Source organism: Terribacillus sp. FSL K6-0262 (assembly GCF_037977385.1).
In the GTDB taxonomy this organism is placed as follows: domain Bacteria; phylum Bacillota; class Bacilli; order Bacillales; family Amphibacillaceae; genus Terribacillus.
In genome coordinates, this window is sequence record NZ_CP150277.1 from 1507738 (window position 1) to 1527787 (window position 20050).

The 20050-nt window shown below is 45.9% G+C and carries 29 protein-coding genes and 2 pseudogenes; 7 read left to right on the forward strand and 24 right to left on the reverse strand.

Going from position 1 to position 20050, the window contains the following annotated elements:
* The first annotated feature begins 2 nt into the window (after window positions 1-2).
* Complete coding sequence (locus MHI54_RS07795; RefSeq protein ID WP_340082820.1) at window positions 3-437, forward strand: VOC family protein; 435 nt, start codon at window positions 3-5, stop codon at window positions 435-437.
* Window positions 438-471: 34 nt separating this feature from the next.
* Here MHI54_RS07795 and MHI54_RS07800 read toward each other — a convergent pair whose 3' ends face one another.
* Entirely contained in the window at window positions 472-1341 is an 870-nt protein-coding gene (locus tag MHI54_RS07800; protein ID WP_095216595.1) for a cation diffusion facilitator family transporter, read from the reverse strand.
* Between the two features lie 230 nt (window positions 1342-1571).
* Between MHI54_RS07800 and MHI54_RS07805 the strand changes: the two genes are divergently transcribed.
* From MHI54_RS07805 to MHI54_RS07815, 3 genes are all read left to right on the forward strand, one after another.
* Window positions 1572-1772 carry a hypothetical protein gene (locus tag MHI54_RS07805; RefSeq protein ID WP_095216585.1) on the forward strand — a complete coding sequence of 67 codons (201 nt, stop codon included), beginning with the start codon at window positions 1572-1574 and terminating at the stop codon, window positions 1770-1772.
* Window positions 1773-1857: 85 nt separating this feature from the next.
* On the forward strand, window positions 1858-2019 hold the full coding sequence (locus MHI54_RS07810; protein WP_158221563.1) for a hypothetical protein: 162 nt from the start codon (window positions 1858-1860) through the stop codon (window positions 2017-2019).
* Between the two features lie 77 nt (window positions 2020-2096).
* Window positions 2097-2378, forward strand: a complete 282-nt coding sequence (locus tag MHI54_RS07815) for a hypothetical protein (RefSeq protein WP_095216584.1) — start codon at window positions 2097-2099, stop codon at window positions 2376-2378.
* Between the two features lie 30 nt (window positions 2379-2408).
* On the opposite strand, the gene MHI54_RS07820 is transcribed toward MHI54_RS07815, so the two are convergent.
* A complete protein-coding gene (locus MHI54_RS07820; protein ID WP_095216583.1) occupies window positions 2409-2951 on the reverse strand; it encodes an ATP-binding protein in 543 nt (180 codons plus the stop codon).
* A gap of 600 nt (window positions 2952-3551) precedes the next feature.
* On the opposite strand from MHI54_RS07820, the gene MHI54_RS07825 reads away from it, so the two are divergent.
* Window positions 3552-4052: an HAD family hydrolase gene (locus MHI54_RS07825; RefSeq protein WP_340082824.1), complete on the forward strand. Its 501-nt coding sequence runs from the start codon at window positions 3552-3554 to the stop codon at window positions 4050-4052.
* 57 nt (window positions 4053-4109) lie between these two features.
* Here the strand turns inward: MHI54_RS07825 and MHI54_RS07830 are convergent, their stop codons facing one another.
* The 3 genes from MHI54_RS07830 to MHI54_RS07840 form a co-directional block, all read right to left on the reverse strand.
* Window positions 4110-4412 (reverse strand): hypothetical protein, encoded by a 303-nt coding sequence (locus MHI54_RS07830; RefSeq protein ID WP_095216581.1) that lies wholly within the window; start codon window positions 4410-4412, stop codon window positions 4110-4112.
* Window positions 4413-4512: 100 nt separating this feature from the next.
* A complete protein-coding gene (locus MHI54_RS07835) occupies window positions 4513-5322 on the reverse strand; it encodes a glycerophosphodiester phosphodiesterase family protein (protein ID WP_340082827.1) in 810 nt (269 codons plus the stop codon).
* A gap of 76 nt (window positions 5323-5398) precedes the next feature.
* Window positions 5399-5929, reverse strand: coding sequence for a hypothetical protein (locus MHI54_RS07840; protein WP_340082829.1), 531 nt, complete (start codon window positions 5927-5929; stop codon window positions 5399-5401).
* Between the two features lie 60 nt (window positions 5930-5989).
* Here MHI54_RS07840 and MHI54_RS07845 point away from each other — a divergent pair, with 60 nt between their 5' ends.
* On the forward strand, window positions 5990-6292 hold the full coding sequence (locus MHI54_RS07845) for a hypothetical protein (RefSeq protein ID WP_095216578.1): 303 nt from the start codon (window positions 5990-5992) through the stop codon (window positions 6290-6292).
* A gap of 26 nt (window positions 6293-6318) precedes the next feature.
* On the opposite strand, the pseudogene MHI54_RS07850 reads toward MHI54_RS07845, so the two are convergent.
* The 3 genes and pseudogenes from MHI54_RS07850 to MHI54_RS07860 all read right to left on the reverse strand — a co-directional run bounded on the left by MHI54_RS07850 (window position 6319) and on the right by MHI54_RS07860 (window position 9105).
* Window positions 6319-6848, reverse strand: a pseudogene (locus MHI54_RS07850) (dihydrofolate reductase family protein).
* Window positions 6849-7359: 511 nt separating this feature from the next.
* Window positions 7360-7764: a VOC family protein gene (locus MHI54_RS07855; protein WP_340082830.1), complete on the reverse strand. Its 405-nt coding sequence runs from the start codon at window positions 7762-7764 to the stop codon at window positions 7360-7362.
* A 393-nt stretch (window positions 7765-8157) separates the two neighbouring features.
* Complete coding sequence (locus tag MHI54_RS07860) at window positions 8158-9105, reverse strand: YafY family protein (RefSeq protein WP_340082831.1); 948 nt, start codon at window positions 9103-9105, stop codon at window positions 8158-8160.
* A gap of 405 nt (window positions 9106-9510) precedes the next feature.
* Here MHI54_RS07860 and MHI54_RS07865 point away from each other — a divergent pair.
* Window positions 9511-9725: pseudogene (locus tag MHI54_RS07865) on the forward strand (site-specific integrase); the annotation flags it as partial.
* Between the two features lie 59 nt (window positions 9726-9784).
* Here the strand turns inward: MHI54_RS07865 and rpsI are convergent.
* From rpsI to rplO, 16 genes are all read right to left on the reverse strand, one after another.
* Window positions 9785-10177, reverse strand: a complete 393-nt coding sequence (gene rpsI, locus MHI54_RS07870) for a 30S ribosomal protein S9 (RefSeq protein ID WP_095216575.1) — start codon at window positions 10175-10177, stop codon at window positions 9785-9787.
* A gap of 20 nt (window positions 10178-10197) precedes the next feature.
* Window positions 10198-10635, reverse strand: coding sequence for a 50S ribosomal protein L13 (rplM, locus tag MHI54_RS07875; RefSeq protein WP_095216574.1), 438 nt, complete (start codon window positions 10633-10635; stop codon window positions 10198-10200).
* A gap of 169 nt (window positions 10636-10804) precedes the next feature.
* Window positions 10805-11548 carry a tRNA pseudouridine(38-40) synthase TruA gene (gene truA / locus MHI54_RS07880; protein ID WP_340082836.1) on the reverse strand — a complete coding sequence of 248 codons (744 nt, stop codon included), beginning with the start codon at window positions 11546-11548 and terminating at the stop codon, window positions 10805-10807.
* An 11-nt stretch (window positions 11549-11559) separates the two neighbouring features.
* Window positions 11560-12363 carry an energy-coupling factor transporter transmembrane protein EcfT gene (locus MHI54_RS07885; protein WP_340082837.1) on the reverse strand — a complete coding sequence of 268 codons (804 nt, stop codon included), beginning with the start codon at window positions 12361-12363 and terminating at the stop codon, window positions 11560-11562.
* Window positions 12360-13223 carry an energy-coupling factor ABC transporter ATP-binding protein gene (locus MHI54_RS07890; protein WP_340082838.1) on the reverse strand — a complete coding sequence of 288 codons (864 nt, stop codon included), beginning with the start codon at window positions 13221-13223 and terminating at the stop codon, window positions 12360-12362. The genes MHI54_RS07885 and MHI54_RS07890 overlap by 4 nt, the downstream gene beginning before the upstream one ends.
* On the reverse strand, window positions 13199-14032 hold the full coding sequence (locus MHI54_RS07895; RefSeq protein ID WP_340082839.1) for an energy-coupling factor ABC transporter ATP-binding protein: 834 nt from the start codon (window positions 14030-14032) through the stop codon (window positions 13199-13201). The genes MHI54_RS07890 and MHI54_RS07895 overlap by 25 nt, the downstream gene beginning before the upstream one ends.
* A 203-nt stretch (window positions 14033-14235) precedes the next feature.
* Complete coding sequence (rplQ, locus tag MHI54_RS07900) at window positions 14236-14589, reverse strand: 50S ribosomal protein L17 (protein WP_093728558.1); 354 nt, start codon at window positions 14587-14589, stop codon at window positions 14236-14238.
* Between the two features lie 46 nt (window positions 14590-14635).
* Entirely contained in the window at window positions 14636-15580 is a 945-nt protein-coding gene (locus tag MHI54_RS07905) for a DNA-directed RNA polymerase subunit alpha (protein WP_093728559.1), read from the reverse strand.
* A 186-nt stretch (window positions 15581-15766) separates the two neighbouring features.
* Window positions 15767-16156 (reverse strand): 30S ribosomal protein S11, encoded by a 390-nt coding sequence (gene rpsK, locus MHI54_RS07910; RefSeq protein WP_095216570.1) that lies wholly within the window; start codon window positions 16154-16156, stop codon window positions 15767-15769.
* Window positions 16157-16177: 21 nt separating this feature from the next.
* Window positions 16178-16543 carry a 30S ribosomal protein S13 gene (gene rpsM, locus MHI54_RS07915; protein ID WP_095216569.1) on the reverse strand — a complete coding sequence of 122 codons (366 nt, stop codon included), beginning with the start codon at window positions 16541-16543 and terminating at the stop codon, window positions 16178-16180.
* A gap of 22 nt (window positions 16544-16565) precedes the next feature.
* Window positions 16566-16679: a 50S ribosomal protein L36 gene (gene rpmJ, locus MHI54_RS07920; protein ID WP_003156543.1), complete on the reverse strand. Its 114-nt coding sequence runs from the start codon at window positions 16677-16679 to the stop codon at window positions 16566-16568.
* Window positions 16680-16714: 35 nt separating this feature from the next.
* A complete protein-coding gene (infA, locus tag MHI54_RS07925) occupies window positions 16715-16933 on the reverse strand; it encodes a translation initiation factor IF-1 (protein WP_038565240.1) in 219 nt (72 codons plus the stop codon).
* A gap of 4 nt (window positions 16934-16937) precedes the next feature.
* Window positions 16938-17246: a KOW domain-containing RNA-binding protein gene (locus MHI54_RS07930; protein ID WP_095216593.1), complete on the reverse strand. Its 309-nt coding sequence runs from the start codon at window positions 17244-17246 to the stop codon at window positions 16938-16940.
* Window positions 17247-17630: 384 nt separating this feature from the next.
* Complete coding sequence (locus MHI54_RS07935) at window positions 17631-18281, reverse strand: adenylate kinase (protein WP_095216568.1); 651 nt, start codon at window positions 18279-18281, stop codon at window positions 17631-17633.
* A 39-nt stretch (window positions 18282-18320) separates the two neighbouring features.
* Window positions 18321-19610: a preprotein translocase subunit SecY gene (secY, locus tag MHI54_RS07940; protein ID WP_095216567.1), complete on the reverse strand. Its 1290-nt coding sequence runs from the start codon at window positions 19608-19610 to the stop codon at window positions 18321-18323.
* Entirely contained in the window at window positions 19610-20050 is a 441-nt protein-coding gene (gene rplO, locus MHI54_RS07945) for a 50S ribosomal protein L15 (protein WP_093728565.1), read from the reverse strand. The genes secY and rplO overlap by 1 nt, the downstream gene beginning before the upstream one ends.

A 20050-nucleotide genomic window follows, 5' to 3' on the forward strand; every position in this document is an offset into this window, starting at 1 on the left:
CATTGAACCAGATCAATTTGATTTGTTTAGGTGTCAAAGATATGCAAGCTTCACTCGCATTTTACCGTGATGGCTTGGATTTTGAGACAAGCGTAAAGGAAAACTCACCGAATATCGTCTTTTTCAACAATAGGGGAACGAAGCTTGAACTCTTCCCGCTTGAAGAATTGCAGAAGGATATCAATGCAGATAATCCGCCTCAAGCTGCTCCCGGCTTCCCCGGCTTTACACTGGCCTACAATGCAAAAACTGCACAAGAAGTGGATTATGTGATTGACAAAGCTGCCCGTGCAGGTGCCACGATCGTCAAGCAGCCGCAGCGTGTCGATTGGGGCGGCTACAGCGGTTATTTCACCGATCCCGACGGCTATTATTGGGAAGTGGCATTCAGCGAGCATTGGAAGTTCGACGAACATAATATGCTGATCATCGAGTAAGCAAAAAGCCAGAAGCTTGTACGCTTCTGGCTTTTTATTGCGGTTCTACGTGGACATTGACCCAATATACCCCGTGCTCCCGTTTCAGGGTCTTCTCGACTGTCGTTGCCACATCATGGGCTTTTCGGATATCCAGTGTGGAATTGACCAAAATCTCGGTATCGACGATGGCATTATTGCCATAGCTTCTGGCCTTCATTGTCTTGATGCCTTTTACCCCTTGAATCTGCATAATGGTTTCTGTATATGCAGCCATCAGTGTTTCATCGAATCCATCGGTAAGCTGGTGGGAAGAGGATGTGAAAATATCCCAAGCAGTCTTACATATGATCAAGCCAACGATGATTGCTGCCAGCGGATCCAGCCAAGGCAAACCAAGCTGGGAGCCGACGATGCCGACCACTGTACCCACGCTCACAAGGGCATCGGACAAATTATCCTTTGCTGCCGCCTTAACAGATTGACTGTTTATTTTTGATCCGAGCCGCATATTATATCGATACACGAAGAGCATGACGATGGCCCCGAATACGCCTGTCCAAGCGGCGAGCATATCCGGCGCCTCATTGGAACCATCAAATATATTCAATACAGCTGTATACAGCACTTGCAGACCGACTGTCATCATGATGAAGGAAGCAATAAGACTTGCGACCGTCTCCGCTTTCCAGTGACCATACGGATGATCTGCATCCGGCGGTTTCCGCGCCAGCTTGAGTCCGATCAGCACAGCAACGGAAGCCACGATATCCGTAGCATTATTCAAACCATCCGCTCGCAAAGCAGCAGACCCACTAATGAATCCGATAATCAATTTTAAACAGGACAAGACGAGATAAGCACCGATACTGATATAGACTCCGCGCTCTCCCATCTTCAACTCCTTGTATTTTTCATTTTCCAACGCCTCGTCAGCCCTTTCATTCCAGTTCCATCATCATATCAGCCGACCAACGGGTGGGTCTATAGCAACGTTTTTTCAAACTGCCATATGAATAGCCGACAGCTAATAGTTTTTCCCTGAGCAAAAGAACAGATAATTCCTAAAAGCACAGCTAATCAAACGATTGATCAAAAAAAGGCACCATCCGCCCATCGATGCATAAGCTAGCGTGAGGAAGGAGCGATGATCAGTTGAATAACAATATCAGCATTGTCGAAGAGGAAAGATATGAATTCATCGCCACGGTGATATCCTATATAGGCCTGGCCTTATCCCTGATCGGCGCAACGATCGCCCTTTACATTTCATATGTATCTTATAAAAGATCTGTCAGCAACGCTGTATCTGGGAACGGCGGCATTGCAGGAATTACATCAACCGTCATTGCATAAGCATGAAGCTGCCTCTTGTTTGCTACAATGTAACGGGGGCACTTTTTATTAAGAATACGAAAGACAAGCCTAAGGAGGATGAAGTATGAAGGAAGACTTGGAACAACGCATCCGTTTGCTTGAGCTCGAGATAGAGAAAATGAAAGAGGAAAACAAACGACCCCAGCATACCTGGATATGGGCCTTCGTTCCAATTCTTGCATTGCTTATTCCGATAGCTGCCATCCTTCGCGATACATTCAATTAAAAAACGCTCATTAGGCAGCTGTCCTGCGCCTTCCGCTCTTTGCCCTCATACACTGGCACAGAAAGGAAGGTGTTTTCATGCAAGATCAAAACCATACGCTTGTTCCATATCAAGCTGACGAACAAGTTCCATATTCCTATCCGGTCTATACGGATGAATACCGCCGCCGGCCTGGTTTTGGATTTGGCTACGGCCGTCCTGGGTTCGGTTATGGCGCTCCATTCCTTGGCGGTGTCATTGGCGGGCTGATCGGCAGCAGTTTGCTTTATCCGCCTTATTATTACCGCCCCCGGCCTTACCCATACTACCCTTATCCATACCCGTATTACACATATCCTTACTACGGATATGGATATTAATCTATCAGAGAGGGAGGACACTCCCTCTTTTTAATTTTTTATTGTACTTAGAATTTTGTTGATGATATTTAAAACGTCATTTTCATCCCTTATGACAAATTGATGGTCTGCCTCATCTGCCGAGGGCTCCCCTGCTTCATCCATCTGCCTGTCCAGGATCTGCCCGAATCCGGAAACAGTCCGAAGCATGGCCGTGTCCCGATTTCCATCAGCTATCCGCCTTCTCAGCGTGGTTTCCGGCAAGTCAAAATAAACGATGATGCTGGTAAATCCCTGATTCCGGTAATAATCCAGAAGTTTTGTCCGAGAAGTGCGATTAAGATTGGCATTGCTGATTATCAAATGTGCATCTGTCTTCTTTACCGCGTAATCGATTATAGTTTGTGTGATTGCATATTTCAGATCATTTGGACCAGACTGCGGGAGCAGCTCCTGATAGTGATTCCGTAAAAAAAGTGCATGGACATCTTGATCAATAACAACAGCATTCCTCAAGTCTTTTTTTAATTCCTTTGCAAATGTTGTCTTTCCGCTATGAGTTTTTCCAACTGTCATAATGACGAATCTTTCCATACATATCCTCCAATCCATAATTTGGGTCTATATGGTATATTTAGTTTATCAGAGAGGAAAAAGACATGAAACGATTCCTTCTTTACTTCATTCCTGCTTGCTACATATCTGGGTCTATGCGGCCAAGGTCTTGCATACTGGATGCAGGAGCATGTGTATGATACATGGCTTATCTATTATGTGACGGATTTTTGTATAATAAGTATCATCTTGTATCTAATAGCTATGCTTCTCTTAATATTATTCACACGTAAACAGAAAGGCGATGCACCAACTTACGTGATTTCAATGCTGTTCATAGCTGGACCAGTGTCCCTACGGTCTTTTTTTTGCAACCATCATGTGGTGGGGATAAAAAGATGCAGCAGCTTTTTATAGATTTTGATTTTTACACCTAGCTTTCAAGATCTTGCCCATCTTTGTCCTTTGATCAGAAGCAGAGAGCGTCTTCCCCGCCTCATACTTGCATGAAGCGGTCGGCTCGGACCTGCGGTAAAGTAATATTATCAGCTAACCAAGGCATTTACACGGAAGAGGGCATATAGGGTATTGAAAGTATTTAAGCGTTATTGACTAAACACCTTAAAGGGGAATAAACAGATGACGAAACAATACAACCAAGTGAAAGAATTCCATCTGGCATTCGATCATTTGCACAATGATAAACCTACTCCCATGAGCGAAGAGACAGCACTGAAACGTGCAGTATGGTCAGGGGAAGAATTGATCGAATTGCTATACGCCACTGCAGGTGGTAACATCCCTGAGTTCGAAAAGCTCTATGAACGATTCCTGGCCGGCTTGGAGAAAGCCAAATCTAAAATGAGTGCGGAGCAAAAGCCAGTGGAAGATATTCTTGTTGCCCAAGCAGATGCACTGATCGATGAGGCATATTTTAATAATGGTTCCTTCGCCATTCTAGGGGTTGAGCCAGAGCCACTGTTTGATATTGTACATCAAGCCAATATGGGCAAGCTGCACAACGGTGTTGCTAAGTATCGGGAAAGTGACGGGAAAGTACTCAAACCGAAAAACTGGGAAAGGGATTTTGCTCCTGAAAAAAGATTGAAAGCTGAAATCGAGCGTCAAGCGAATACATAAGCTAAGATTATCATTCGGTTCCGCTAAAGGAGGCATACCACCATTGGTATGCCTCCTTCAATAACCGCTGCCCCTGCGGCTCATTTTCACAAATGCGGCGATGAGCATCAAGGCTCCAGGCAAGAGGAAGTATAATAGCACGCCATAGATACCGACTGCTGCAGCTGCAATCAGCAGGACTCCAGCGAGCACTGGTTTGCGCTCAATCAGGATGGCGCCGATAATACCCAGAATGCCAGCTGCAATTCCGAGCAGCCCGAAGTTGCCCACTGTATACGAATCGTCGATCAAAGTGAAAAACATGGCTAGGAGTGAAGCGATGATACCAAATATGCCTCCTGCCGTTGCGACTGTTTTCATAGAAAAGTCTCCCTTCATTTGCTGCATGATATTTCTATATCACCCCGGCACGAAGCTAAACATCTCCACGCAAAAAAGGGAATAAATCACTATCCATGATCTATTCCTTCAACTCATTCATCAAATATGCCGGATCATCGGAAAAGATACCATCCACTTCGTATTGGAGCATCTCCTTTGTCCACTCTCTTTCGTCACCTCGGTAATAAGCATGGATCTCCAATTCATGCTGCTGAATCAAGTCTACTGTCGCTTCGTCCAAGATCCCGGCATAAATGCCGACACCAATTGCCGTTCCGCTTAATGCTTGAAGATCCTTTTCATCGAGCCGCTCGACATCTTTCTTCTTCAGCAGCTGTACAAGCGTAAGCTGCGGATCCAGTTCATGCAAGGTGCGAATGCTGTCTTTACTGAACGACTGCAGGAGGACTTGATCCCTGGGGATAGCATACTGCCCCAGCAATTGCAGTAATTCTTCCTCCATGACAAGCTCTCCTGCTTCATCCTCCCTCGTTTCGATATAATAATGCACTTCACTGCCATACCAATCCAAAATTTCTCCCAAGGTAGGTACCGTTTGCCCTTCCCCGGCGTCGAGTGACTTTATCTCCTCCAAGGTCAGCTCCTCGACCAAGCCCTTGCCATCTGTCGTCCTATCGACCGTTTCATCATGCATGGCAACCAGTTCACCATCCGCTGTCCTGCGCAAATCGATCTCGATATAGTCTGCTCCATCCATCAGCGCCTGATCATAAGCAGAAAATGTATGCTCGGGCTGGACGGCCGAAGCTCCGCGATGTGCGATGATCAATGGATCATGATCCGTAACGCCGGAAGCTTCCGTTTGAATCGAGGAACAGCCAGTCAGAAGCAGCAGACCCGCCAATAAGAATGTAATAGATTGTCTCATACTGCTAACTTAATGGAGCACGATACGAATTACCATGCAGGCAGTGTTAAGATTGAAAACACGGGCCGACTGCAATTTACATTGTCTTTATATTAGGATGATATGTATCGATGAATGGATGGAATCTGCTGCATATTTCCCTTAACTCCCATTGATCCGTCATAACCAAATCCAACACATCGGCGCTGATATATAACACACGATCTTTTGTATGGAACATAAGCTTGGAACACTTTCTGCCTTGGGCGGTTTGTTTGCATAGGGCGTACACAGCGTCTGCGGCAATGTCTTTAACCGTCATGGCCATGTATTTAGTTCCTTCCTCGCCTGTCAGGTGAGTTTTCTTCCAATTGGAAATTCTGACAGCATCCTTCAAGTGCTGCTTCTCCCAAATTCGTGTCGAACCTATATAATAACCAATAATGCCTGTCATAGATATGTGTGAATGTACAGGAAAGATAGAATGAACAAACTCCCGAAGAATAGGCAGATACGAATTATTCTCGAAATCGGAAGTCAACAGCCGCAGCCGATGGGAAGCAGGCGTTTGGAAATAGATCGTAGTATCAATATGGAAAAAATCCAGTTGTTCGATTGAAAAGCTCATCTAGAACTCCTTGCCTTTTAAATGAATTATGTTATGTTGCCAGTAAAAGGAGGGAATTTCATGACCGCATCCGAATGGCTGCTGGCACAAGGTCTATCTTTAAGAGATATCGATTTCATTGAAACGATGATTGTAAATCAGGCTGTCTACGAACAAGGAGGATTGAATCAAGAACAGTTAGTGACACTCATGCTCCGGCAATTCCCGCACCATACATATCGCGTCTATCCAATCATGACCATGACTGATTTCAGCAAGCTGCTGGTAATGAACAACCTTTCCGTCAATGGTCGGGAAATCATCAGCCGTTTTCGTAATCAGGGCTTATGTACGGCACTCTGTATCCGTATGCTCGAAGGATGAGTGATATCTTTTCGTTGATAGGCAAATTATGATTTTTTCACCTCGTAGTGCAGTTCCACAAATTGGTTGAATGTCCTCGTCTGTTTTAAATTAAGGCTAGCCTGGTACTCTCCTTCTTTGAACAAAGGTATCCCACTGCCATGAAGTACAGGTGCTAGTGTAAGAATCAATTCATCGACTAACTGCTCTTTCATAAATGCAGAGAGAAGCTCCCCGCCGCCAACAATCCACATACTTTTTCCTCTTGCTGTTTCAGCTGATTGGTAAAGGATACAATATCCCCATGGACAAACTGTACATGTTCCGTACTTTTTTTCATCGGTTCGCGTAAAGACATAACAAGCTTTATTCTGATAGGGAACGTCTTCTGCATGGTCCATTATCCAATCATATGTCCGCTTCCCCACCAACACCGTATCCACCGTTTCATAGAATTCTGTATAGCCGTTATCCCCTTCACCTTCCACAGAATAGAGCCAATCCAGAAATCCTCCTTGGTTGCCATATAACCATCCAGACTTGTGGCAAAGAATAGTACAAGCTTACGTTCGGACATAACAGAACCCACCATATTTCTTTTTTCCAGTGTATCAAAGCACCACATAAATCGATAGACAAAAAAAGACCCCCACCCAATCAGTTGAGAGTCTTTCGTCTGTATCCCCTAACGTTTTGAGAAATATATAGATAATTTACAAGTGAATTGATTACATCATAATCCATTTATATCAATGTTTCTTGAAATTAAAATGACATATGAACCAAAGTGATTGATGTTAGTTGAATACATTATCAACTTACTTTCCAGAATTCTGGGCGCGTTGTTTATGCCACACTCGCCCCGTTGATTAAGGACTTGAGGGGATACGCCAACGATTCCTGTTTTTTCGGGCGATTTTAATCCAGTAGATAATACTTGAAAAGCTTCTTATTGGATCATTGTCATACCGGGAAAGACGATATTATCACTGGAGAAAAATTATCGGCACATTCGGGCCAAAATGGCCATATATTTTACGAATCGCTGCTACCCCCTAAATCGAGGCCTCACTAACTTTAACTGACCGTCAACGCCTACCGCTGAACCGTTTGATTGCTTCCTCGGTAACCGGCTCGAAGAGGTTAACGAGGTTGCCGTCGGGATCACGGAACAGCACAGAACGATTCCCCCACGGCATCGTGGTCGGTTCCTTTACCCAATCATCCACAAACAGCTTCAAGCGCGCGTATTCGACTTCGACATCATCAACGCGGAATTCGATGATAACAGTCTGATTGTTGGCCACCACTACGCAACCAGCACCGAATAGTTGTGCCGTCTGAGAGTGACCGATTGCCAGGGTGCATGGTGGCGTAACGAGTTCGGCAAAAACTGGCGCTGGGCGCTCTGCCGAAACACCCATGACTTTCTCATAGAACTCTACGAGACGATCCACGTCGTCGGTAATGATGCGTACAGAAGCGAAATTCACAAGATATCATCCTTCCTATAATAAATGTTACAATACGGTCCATATCATTTTGGGCCAGAACCAGCGAAACTTCCGCAAAGGAGCCATAGTAAATAGGTGACAAAAGTTCCAAGAAAGATCAGTATCGAAACAATTCACTTCATGCTGTAAGGGAAACCACTAAAATCAATGATGTTCATTTCCAACTTTCCCCTTTCCTCAAAGAGCCCATTAGAAGGCCGGAATTAGTCAGAAACTAGACCATCTGGTCCAACAACCATCCTTCCACGCCTGGTTGCGGCTCAATTAATCCAAAGTGTACCGCACTCGATGCAAGACATACTTCACATTTTTCTCCTACTCCTTTACGTTTACTTACTCCGATTATAAAAAAACGCTACTGACAACAGTATGTCAGTAGCGTTTTAATATTTTTTTGGCTTCCTCGCGAATCCGGTTTTGGAATGATTCTGGCTCCAATACAATCACATCGGCTCCCCATCCAAGCACCCATTGCAGCAATTCGTCCAGTTGACGAACGCGTAAGACCACATGCAATCCATCTTGATGCTCTTCTATATCCTCCATGTAATGATAGTTCGATTCCTTCACCTTATCTGCGATGTCATGGTTAAATCGAAGGCGAACTTGTAAGCACCGATCATCCAGAAGGGTGTACTCCCCTAAGTTAAAATTCGAAGGTAGTTCGAATCGTTCTTCCAGATCGATAAGTTCCGTCATGCGGGACAAACGGAAATGGCGAATCTCTTGGCGCAGGTAACATCGGGCCACGAGCATCCACGATCCTTGAACGAGCACCAATCCATAGGGAGCAACAGTACGAACACTATGACGATTCCCCTCGGAATCTGCAAGTCTTTTTGCATAATGAAAGCTGATCTTTCGCTCGTCTAATATTGCTTGACGAATCTTTTCTAGATATTCTTTTTCTTTTGACGGAGCGACCTGTTTATCGGAGATGAGCAAACGCACAGCCTTACGTACACGAGACGTTTCATTGCGAACGCTCTCTGTTAGAACGGCCTCGATTTTGCAGCGAGCGGCTTGAGCCCTGACACGATAATCATCATCAAATCGTTGTTCGATAAAGTCCGTTCCAATCAGCAAGCTCACGGCTTCTGGTACCGTGAAACTGATCGGCGGCACGAAATAACCTTCCATCAAGGAATATCCTGTACCAGGTGCTCCTATGATCGGTACGCCTGCTTCACTCAGCGCCTGAATGTCGCGGTAGATGGTCCGCACGCTAGTTTCAAATAAGGTCGCCAAATCTTCGGCCCGTACAACTTCTTTGCGTTGCAGTTCCAGTACGATGGCTAACAAACGGTCTGTTTTATTCATTGGTTGCCCCCTTGAATGCTTATTGCACAATAAACATACCACATCTTAAATGGAAAAGATGATTTAGGGAATCTGGAGTTGTTTGAGCATGGATGTGTATTAGCATCTATGCCGGAATCTCTACTAAATAAGGGCAAGGTTTCTGTTGGCAATTGATTGATTAAGGCAGTTCTTAATGAGGATCCATACAACCACGATAAAATCTTCATCGAAAGTCACTTTGTTTAATTTGTTAATGGAGCTGGTAACAAGGCTAGTATTATAAAAGAGGAGCATCGTATCGGGCGCAAGTTTTCCTACACAAACAGGGCAAACATAAAAGCTTTCTAAAACTTTTCCTGCAAAGAATGAAGCACAGCTCTGGGGACTTTAAGCAATCCGAACCATTAGCCGAACTATTAACGGATTATAACAATATTTCACGGTTTAAGGAATACGCACGCATCATTCTTATATGCTCAAGACATTGATATTGCATATATATCCAAACGATTAGGACATATAAACATGCAAAATAAACATGCAAACCAACACAAAATAATTATCTGGAATCAATCACACAAAAAAAGCACCAGCAAGATGCTGATGCTTTAAATCTGTTGAGTTCTCTATCCAGTTGATAATGTGAACCAACTTGAACCAAAGATCTCTTGTAAACGTTGATGCAATAAGGAATTGATTAACGTTTTGAGAACTGCGGCGCGCGACGTGCACCTTTAAGACCGTATTTCTTACGTTCTTTCATACGTGCATCACGAGTCAGGAAGCCGGCTTTTTTAAGTGTTCCGCGGTATTCTGGGTCCGCTTCAAGAAGCGCACGGGAGATACCGTGACGGATCGCACCTGCTTGTCCTGTGAATCCACCACCACTTACGTTAACAAGAACGTCGTAGTTGCCAGCAGTTTCTGTTGCAACTAGCGGTTGGTTGATGATCGTACGAAGTGTTTCGTATGGGAAGTAATCTTCCGCACTACGGTTGTTTACTGTTACTTGACCTGTGCCTGGTACTAGACGTACGCGGGCAGTAGAGCTTTTACGGCGACCGGTGCCGTAGTATTGTACTTGTGCCACTATCGTTTACCTCCTTTTTATTATCCGCGAAGTGTGTATACTTCTGGTTGTTGTGCTTGGTGTTTGTGCTCAGCGCCACGGTATACGTGAAGCTTTTTGATCATTTTACGTGCAAGTGGTCCCTTTGGAAGCATGCCTTTGATAGCAAGCTCAAGCATTTGCTCAGGGTATTTTGTACGCATTTCGTCAGCTGTGCGCTGTTTCAAACCACCTGGGTGGTTAGAGTGACGGTAGTAGATCTTGTCAGCTAGTTTGTTACCAGTAAGTTGGATTTTCTCAGCGTTGATGATGATTACGTTATCACCAGTGTCGGCATGTGGAGTGTAAGTTGGTTTGTGCTTACCGCGAAGGATAGCAGCAACTTCACTTGCAAGACGACCAAGTGTTTGGCCTTCTGCATCCACAACAAGCCATTTGCGTTCGATATTGCTTTCGTTCGCCATGAATGTTGTACGCATGTCAGTTCCTCCATTTTTCGATTGAATCGTTCATTTATTATTCTACACAATTAGTCTTCCGGGGCTAATCGTGGTATAGAAATAAAATGCCATAAACCATAGTATATCATCACAGACCCACATGTCAAGGGCATGTAACGCCCGAATGCGTTGTTTTACAAAAAAGTTCTCAGTAGTCCACTTTCCACAGGCACAATCCGCTCGCAGCAGCGGTTTTGCCTGCCTCGTGCCGATCCTTCGATGCAAGGATCCTAGCCATGTCTTCGGGCTCCTTGCGCCCGTTTCCGATGTCGATCAGTGTACCTGCCAAGATACGCACCATATTATAGAGAAAACCGCTGCCCGTAAACGTAAAGACAAGCATATCGTCTTGCTTTTCGCATACTGCTTCATAGATGGTCCTGATTTTATCCCCTTTGACGCCTGTCCTGGCGGAGCAAAAAGCACTGAAATCATGTGTTCCTTCGATTGCTTTGATTGCCTGCTGTATCCTGCCGGTCTCCAGCTGATAGGGTACATGATGCACATAATGGCGCTTGAACACATCCTGCTCAGGTGCATTATGGACAAAGTACTTGTACTGCTTCCGCTTCACGCTGTAGCGCGCATGGAATCCTTCCTCCGCTGCGGTTATATCCGTTATCCTGACATCATCCGGCAGCAGCGTATTGAGCGCCTTGCGCCAATTATAGTCTCCCATCCGGATTTCCGTATCAAAATGGATGACCTGCCCCCTGGCATGCACGCCTGCGTCCGTACGGCCCGATGCCTGGATCCTGATTGGATACCCCTTATGGATTTTCATAAGCGCCTTCTCCAGCTCACCTTGTACCGTACGGTTTTTCTCCTGGACCTGGAAGCCGGAAAAATGCGTGCCGTCATAGCTGACCGTCGCCTTCATTCGTTGCTTCATCTTCGTAACTCCTAACTATGATCTCTTGTTATCAAGGCTGCAGCAACCACCACGATGAAGATGACAAGTGCCGCAACATCCCGTTTCATCACGCGCAGTTCCCGAAGCTTCGTCCGTCCTTCCCCGCCGCGATAGCCCCTGGCCTCCATTGCCATAGCAAGCTCCTCCGCCCGCTTAAATGCACTGACGAACAAAGGCACCAATAGCGGGATGACCGCCCGTACACGCTCCCTGAATGGTCCTGTACGGAAATCCACGCCCCTGGAGGCTTGAGCATTGGAGATCTTTTCGGTTTCCTGCAGCAAAGTCGGGATGAAGCGCAAGGAAATGGACATCATCAGTGCCAGTTCATGCACCGGGAACTTGAATCGGCGCAGCGGTCCAAGCAAGGATTCGACTCCATCCGTGATTTCAATCGGCGTTGTCGTCAGCGTAAGCAGGGATGTCAAAAGGATAAGCAAAAAGAAGCGCAGTGAAATGACAGCTCCTTGCTCCAGCGCTCCGCTATAAATCGGCAGCCCGAATACATGCACTAATACAGTTCCTTCCTTCGTGACGAATAAGTGCAGGATGAACGTAAAGACAATCAAAAACCATACCGGTGTCAGCCCTTTGGCAATGAATCGCCATGGCACCTTCGTCAGAAGCGTCCCTCCAACCGCAAATACCGTGAAAAGAGCGTAACTAATGATATTATTGGCAAAGAAAATGAAAATCACATAAAAGAAGATGATCAGCATCTTGATCCGAGGATCCATACGGTGAACGATGCTATTGGTCGGGACATACTGACCGACAATCAATAGGTTATTCATGTAGGATCACCTGCCAAATCCGCCAGCTGCTTCGCGAGCCTGTCGATATCCTCCCCTTCATAAACAACCGTTTCACCGAAGCGTTCGGACGCTTTCTGAAGGAATTGAAATACCTCCGGCACATCAAGCTGCACTTGCTGAAGGGCCTGCCGCTTCCGGAATACTTCAACAGGAGGTCCTTCCATATACTTTTCCCCTTTATCGAGTACAAGCATATGATCTGCATATCTCAATGCATCCTCCATGCTGTGCGTCACCAATATCGTCGTCAGCTGCTGTTCCTTATGAAGCCGCTGGAACATGTCCATGATTTCCCGCTGTCCGCGCGGGTCCAGACCTGCTGTAGGCTCATCCAAAACGAGCACACGCGGCCGGATGGCAAGCACACCAGCAATCGCCACACGGCGCATCTGACCGCCGCTCAGCTCGAAGGGGGATCTGCTTAGCAAGGATAAATCCAGCCCTACTGCTGCTGCACTTTCTTCCACCCGCTTCTTGATCTCGTTGTCCGGTACTCCGAAGTTGCGAGGCCCAAAGGCGATATCCTTCTCGACTGTCTCCTCAAATAGCTGATGCTCCGGATATTGGAATACGACCCCCACTTGCTTACGGAGCTCCTTGGCCTGCTTGGGCTTCTTATTCGGCTCCAGCGTATGCTCCCCGATCCGCACGCTTCCGCTGGTAGGTCTGACGAGTCCGTTCAAGTGCTGCAGAAGGGTGGATTTGCCGCTGCCAGTGTGTCCGACGATGGCAGTGAAGCTTCCGGCAGGCAGATGGAAGGATAAATTTTTCAGTGCCTTATGCTCAAACGGGGAGTTGGCCTGATATGTGTAATCTACTTGTTCAAATGTAATGTCCATAATGCATCCAACAACTCCTCGTGATCAATCGGCTGCTCAGACAGGGTGATGCCCTGTCTTTCCAAAGCATGGGCAAGCTGGGTGACAAACGGCACATCCAAGCCAATCTGCTGCAATTCCGTCTGCCTTTTCACTAATTCCCTTGGTACAGTAGCCGTCCATATTTCCCCTTCGTTCATCACCAGCACACGATGCGCCTGCATCACTTCATTCAAGTCATGGGTGATCGTGATCAAGCCAAGCTGCTGTTCCGCTTGCACACGATGAACGGTATCCAGTATCTCCTTCCTCCCGAGAGGATCAAGCATCGCGGTAGCTTCGTCCAGGATGATGACGCTTGGCGAGATAGCCAATACACCAGCAATCGCCACCCGCTGCTTTTGTCCGCCCGATAAACGATAGGGTTCATGCAGCAAGTAATCCTGCATCCGCACTTGCTCCAGGGAAGAAGTGATTCGATCCATCATCTCGGAACGAGGCACGCCGCGATTCTCCAAACCAAAAGCCACATCATCCCGCACTGTCGTACCGACGAATTGATTATCCGGGTTCTGGAACACCATACCCACCTGGCGCCTTATCTCCCAAATATTCTCTTCTTTCAGCGGTATTCCGTTGATGAGGATTTCCCCCTCGGTCGGAAATAGCAGCCCATTCATCAGCTTGGCAATCGTCGATTTACCTGAACCATTATGTCCGATGATCGCCAGCCATTCCCCCGCTTCCACCTGGAAACTGATATTGCGAAGTACATAAGGCTGGTCCTCCTCATAGCGGAAAGAAACATTCTTGAATTCAATCGCGTACATGCTTTCGTGCTCCTTCGTCATTACCCGACTATTTCCGGGGAAATACTTAAACGTGTCTGTCCGTTCCTGTCATTTCTATAGCTAGTATAAAGAATCCAGACAAAAAAGAAAAGCAAGCCCATCGCTGGCGCTTGCTTTATCCGCAAAAGAAAAAGGGCCGGAATACACCTCGTGGTAGAGATTTTCCTGCCCTTGTTATTGCCTTATACTAGTTCAATGATTGCCATAGCCGCACCGTCACCACGACGCTGTCCAAGTTTCAACACGCGTGTGTAACCTCCTTGACGTTCTTCATAACGTCCGGCAATATCGCTGAATAGTTTTTGTACTGCGTCTTGGTTCTCATCCGCTTTAGTACCGTATAGGAAAGCTGCAGCTTGACGACGAGCGTGAAGATCTCCACGTTTGCCAAGAGTGATCATTTTTTCTACTACAGAACGAAGCTCTTTCGCTTTCGCCTCCGTTGTTTCCAATCTCTCGTGAACGATAAGATCAGTTGCAAGGTTGCGCAAAAGCGCCATACGAGCATCAGTAGTACGTCCTAACTTTCTAGCCATAGGTTATCCCTCCCTTTCCTGGTGTCAAATGCTCCGTCAGACGGGATCAGTCTTCTTTACGAAGACCAAGTCCTAAATCGATTAGTTTCTTTTTGACTTCTTCTAATGATTTACGTCCTAGGTTACGCACTTTCATCATATCTTCTTCAGATTTATTAGCAAGCTCTTGTACTGTGTTGATACCAGCACGTTTCAGACAGTTGTAAGAACGGACAGACAGGTCCAGTTCCTCGATTGTCATCTCAAGAACTTTCTCTTTTTGGTCTTCTTCTTTTTCCACCATGATTTCGGCATTCTGTGCTTCATCTGTAAGACCTACGAAGATGTTCAAATGCTCCGTATAGATCTTCGCACCAAGAGAAACTGCCTCTTCAGGTCGGATACTGCCGTCGGTATATACATCCAACGTCAGCTTATCGAAGTTAGCCAGCTGGCCAACGCGTGTGTTCTCCACTTGATACGTCACTTTTGAAACCGGCGTAAAGATGGAATCGATCGGAATGACACCAATCGGCTGATCTTCATGTTTATTCTGATCAGCTGGACGGTAGCCGCGGCCGCGTTCAGCCGTAAGCTTCATATGGAAATGAGCATTCTTGCCCAATGTCGCAATATGAAGATCCGGATTCAGCACTTCCACATCACTATCGAATGTGATGTCAGCAGCAGTTACTTTCCCTTCACCTTGTACATCGATCTCCAATGTTTTTTCTTCATCGGAGTAGATTTTGAGAGCCAGTTTTTTCAAGTTCAAAATGATGGTAGTCACGTCTTCTACTACGCCTTCAATCGTAGAGAATTCATGGAGCACGCCATCAATTTGAATGGATGTTACAGCAGCGCCAGGAAGTGAGGATAATAGGATACGACGCAAGGAGTTTCCTAGTGTAGTACCATATCCACGCTCAAGCGGTTCTACAACGAACTTTCCAAATGTAGCATCATCGCTGATCTCAACCGTTTCAATCTTTGGTTTTTCAATTTCGATCATTTATAAAGCCCTCCTTTAAAACGTCGAAACCCCGGTTAGAATTGCTCCTAACCGAAATTCCCCATATTGCGGTTCCCGTTTCTGCATCTTGACGATACGGTTCTTACTGTATGACCTGATCGCTTTTAAGCTATCATAACCCATTATAGACAGGGATACAAATTCTATACAGCAAGCAGGAAAAACTTATACGCGACGACGTTTTGGCGGACGGCAGCCGTTATGCGGAACTGGAGTGACGTCGCGGATCGCAGTTACTTCAAGACCTGCAGCCTGAAGGGAACGGATCGCAGCCTCACGGCCAGCACCTGGGCCTTTGACTGTTACTTCCAAAGTCTTCATACCGTTTTCGATAGAACCTTTGGCAGCTGCTTCAGCAGCCATTTGTGCAGCGAATGGAGTAGATTTACGGGAACCTTTGAAACCAAGGGAACCTGAGCTGCTCCAGCTGATTACGTTACCTTGAACATCAGTAATCGTAACAATAGTATTGTTGAAAGTAGAACGGATGTGAGCGATACCGGATTCGATATTCTTTTTCACACGACGTTTACGAGTTTGTTGTTTACGAGCCATGTTAGTTGTTTACCTCCTTACTTATTTTTTCTTGTTAGCGATTGTACGGCGTGGGCCTTTACGAGTACGGGAGTTGTTCTTCGTTTTCTGACCACGAACCGGCAAGCCGCGACGGTGGCGAAGGCCACGATAAGAACCGATCTCGATCAAGCGTTTGATGTTAAGGGATACTTCACGGCGAAGATCACCTTCAGTAGTGTAGCCGTCGATTGCCTGACGGATTCTGGATAGTTCGTCTTCTGTAAGATCACGAACGCGTGTATCTTCAGAAACACCAGCTTCTTTTAGTACGTTTTGCGCTGTAGTTTTACCAATACCATAGATGTATGTTAGGGAAATAACTACGCGTTTGTCACGTGGAATATCAATACCTGCTATACGTGCCATTAGCTACGTGCACCTCCTTGTATTATCCTTGTTTTTGCTTATGCTTAGGATTTTCACAGATTACCATTACTTTGCCTTTACGACGAATGACTTTGCATTTTTCGCAAATCGGCTTTACAGATGGTCTTACCTTCATCATCTATTCCTCCTTTAGTATCGGAGCTAGTCAAATTATTTATAACGGTACGTAATACGTCCTTTAGTCAAGTCGTAAGGGGAAAGCTCTACCGTTACTTTATCTCCAGGAAGAATTCGAATGAAGTGCATACGAATTTTACCGGAAACATGTGCTAAAACGGTGTGGCCATTCTCTAACTCCACCTTGAATTGCGCATTCGGCAATGTATCGGTGACAGTTCCTTCTACTTCAATTGCATCATCTTTCGCCATCGGTCTATCTCCCTTCTTCAAATCTCTTCACGGTATGATTGACATAAGTAGATATCGCAAATCGCAGTTTACCATTGGTTACGCGACCAGCTTCTAGAAGGCTGCGGCGAACTTCCGGGGATACATAAGGCAGCAATTCCACGTGGCGCAAAGCCTTGCGCTTAGGTGAATCGAACCTGCGCTTCTCTCCGTCAGCAAGCAACACAAAACGACTGTCAATTATTCGAATGACAATCGCAAGCTTACCTGCTTCTCGCCCATGTACGATACGAACAACCTGACCGATCCGTGGACTTGCATCCGTTTCGCTCAACATGATCACCTTCACTTTAGCTTGATGGAAGCTGTGCGTAAGTAAGTTAGCATTATATGCTGCAAACAAGGAGCATATTCTACCACTTTTCTTTCTGGAAGTCCAGATTAGAAAAGCTGCATGTCAGGGAATCTATATTAAGTCCACAAATTGAATCACAATTTGTTTCATGATTGTTCATATTCAGCCTTGTCAATTAGCGTCAGGATATCAGTAAGGCTCGGTTCCGATGATGGAAGCTTGAACGAATCGCATATCGCAGATCGTTTCAACTCTACCACGAGGTCTATTATACTCTATCAAGGGACAGAATGCATCCTTACGCTGTATGAAGCCTAAAGTGCGATTCCATCCGTACAAAAGAGTATAGTTTGCACACCTGTATCAGCGAAGATTCTGCAAGCGCTGATCGATGTCGTGGAAGACCTGATCGATTGCTTGGTCACCGTTCACTGTTACAAGATAGCCCTTATCGTTGTAGAAGTCCAATATCGGCTTTTGCTGGTCGATATTGACTTCTAAACGTTTTTTCACCGTTTCCGGCTTATCGTCGTCTCGCTGGATCAGCGCAGTACCATCCTTGTCACAAACCCCTTCTTCTTTCGGAGGATTGAAAACGGTATGATACGTAGTGCCGCATGTCGGACAAACCCATCTGCCAGATAAACGCTCCACCAATTTCTCCTGCGGAACCTCTACATGTAAGACGTAATCTACATTAGCATTCAATTCGTCCAGCAATGCGTCAAGCGCCTCGGCCTGAGCAAGCGTACGAGGAAAACCGTCAAGTAAAAATCCGTTATTGGTGTCATCCTTGCCCAAACGGTCACGGACTATACCAATCGTTACTTCATCCGGAACTAGTTTCCCCTGGTCCATGTAAGCCTTCGCTTCACGGCCAAGCTCCGTTCCTTCTTTAATTGCAGCTCGGAACATATCTCCTGTTGAGATATGAGGGATGCTGTATTTATCAACAATCTTATCTGCCTGAGTCCCTTTGCCGGCACCCGGCAGACCCATAAGAATCAAGTTCAACGAAATTCCCCTCGCTCTCGTCTGTTTGTAGACTGTTCTCTATTTCATGAAGCCTTTATAATGACGCTTCACCAACTGACTTTCTAACTGTTTCATCGTTTGCAACGCTACCCCTACCACGATCAGCAGGCTCGTTCCTCCGATTTGGACAGAAGTCGGCAAGTTGGCAATAGAGCCTAATATGATAGGCAATACAGCTACAGCAGCCAAGAAGAGAGACCCAACGAAGGTTAAACGATACATCACACTGGTGAGGTACGTTTCCGTGCTTTTCCCTGGGCGTATACCCGGGATGTAGCCACCTTGCTTGTTTAAGTTCTCTGCCATTTGTTCCGGATTGACCTGGACAAATGTGTAGAAATAACTAAATGCAAGAATCAGGACTACATAGATGACCATCCCAATTGGTTGCGTATAATCGAATACGTTCTCGATCGTAGTTGCTACGTTCCCTTCAAAGAAACTCGCGATTGTACGCGGAGCATAAATAAAGGAAACCGCGAAAATTACAGGAATTACTCCAGCAGCGTTGACTTTGATCGGCAAGTGGGTGGACTGACCGCCTACTTGAGCACGATTGGAAGTGCGCTTCGAATACTGGATTGGAATTTTACGAAGTGCTTGCGTGATATAAATCACACCAACAATTACGGCAATGATCACGATAGCGATGATTGCAACGATCACGACATTCAGGAATAGATCATCGCCCGGATTGCTGAAATACTGTTCCCAAAGCTGGTTCAAACCATTCGGGATCGCAGCAGCGATACCGGCGAAGATGATAATGGAAATACCATTGCCTACACCATGAGCTGTGATCTGTTCTCCTAACCACATCAAGAATGCTGTTCCCGCAGTCAACACAATTGCAATGACAGCGAATTTGTAGAAACTAGGATCGGATATCAGCATGCCGCCGGACATCTGGTTGAAGCCGATGGACATACCGACCGCCTGTATTAACGCCAGCACGATAGTGGCATAACGCGTCACCTGTGCCAACTTACGACGACCCATCTCCCCTTGCTTCTTCCACTCACTGAATGTCGGAACGACATCCATTTGCAGAAGCTGCATGATGATTGAGGCAGTGATGTACGGCATGATACCCATCGCAAGGATGGAGAAGTTCTGCAATGCACCGCCGCCAAAAGTATTCAGGAATCCGAATACGTTCTGCTGGTTCATGAAATCGATCGCGGAACGATCGGTGAAAGGAACCGGTATGAACGTACCGATCCTGAAGACGATCAACATAAGCAATGTGAAGATGATTTTATTTCGTATATCTTTTACACGCATAAAATTGGAGATTGTACGAAACATTAGATCACCTCTGTTTGACCGCCCGCTGCCTCGATAGCTTCTTTAGCAGAAGATGAGAACTTGTGAGCTTTAACAGTAAGTTTCTTTTCAAGTTTCCCGTTTCCAAGCACTTTGATACCGGCTCTCAATTTGCTTACAACTCCGCTTTCAAGTAGAAGCTCTGGAGTTACCTCTGTACCCTCTTCGAAACGATTAAGGGTTTCAAGGTTAACAATTGAGTACTCAGTACGGTGGATGTTTGTGAATCCACGTTTAGGAAGACGTTGGAATAGTGGCATTTGGCCACCTTCGAAACCTAGACGTACACCGCCGCCAGAACGTGCTTTTTGTCCTTTATGTCCACGGCCGGATGTTTTACCGTTACCAGAAGACATACCGCGACCTACACGATTGCGAGTTTTACGTGTTCCTTCTGCTGACTTCAATTCATGAAGTTTCAT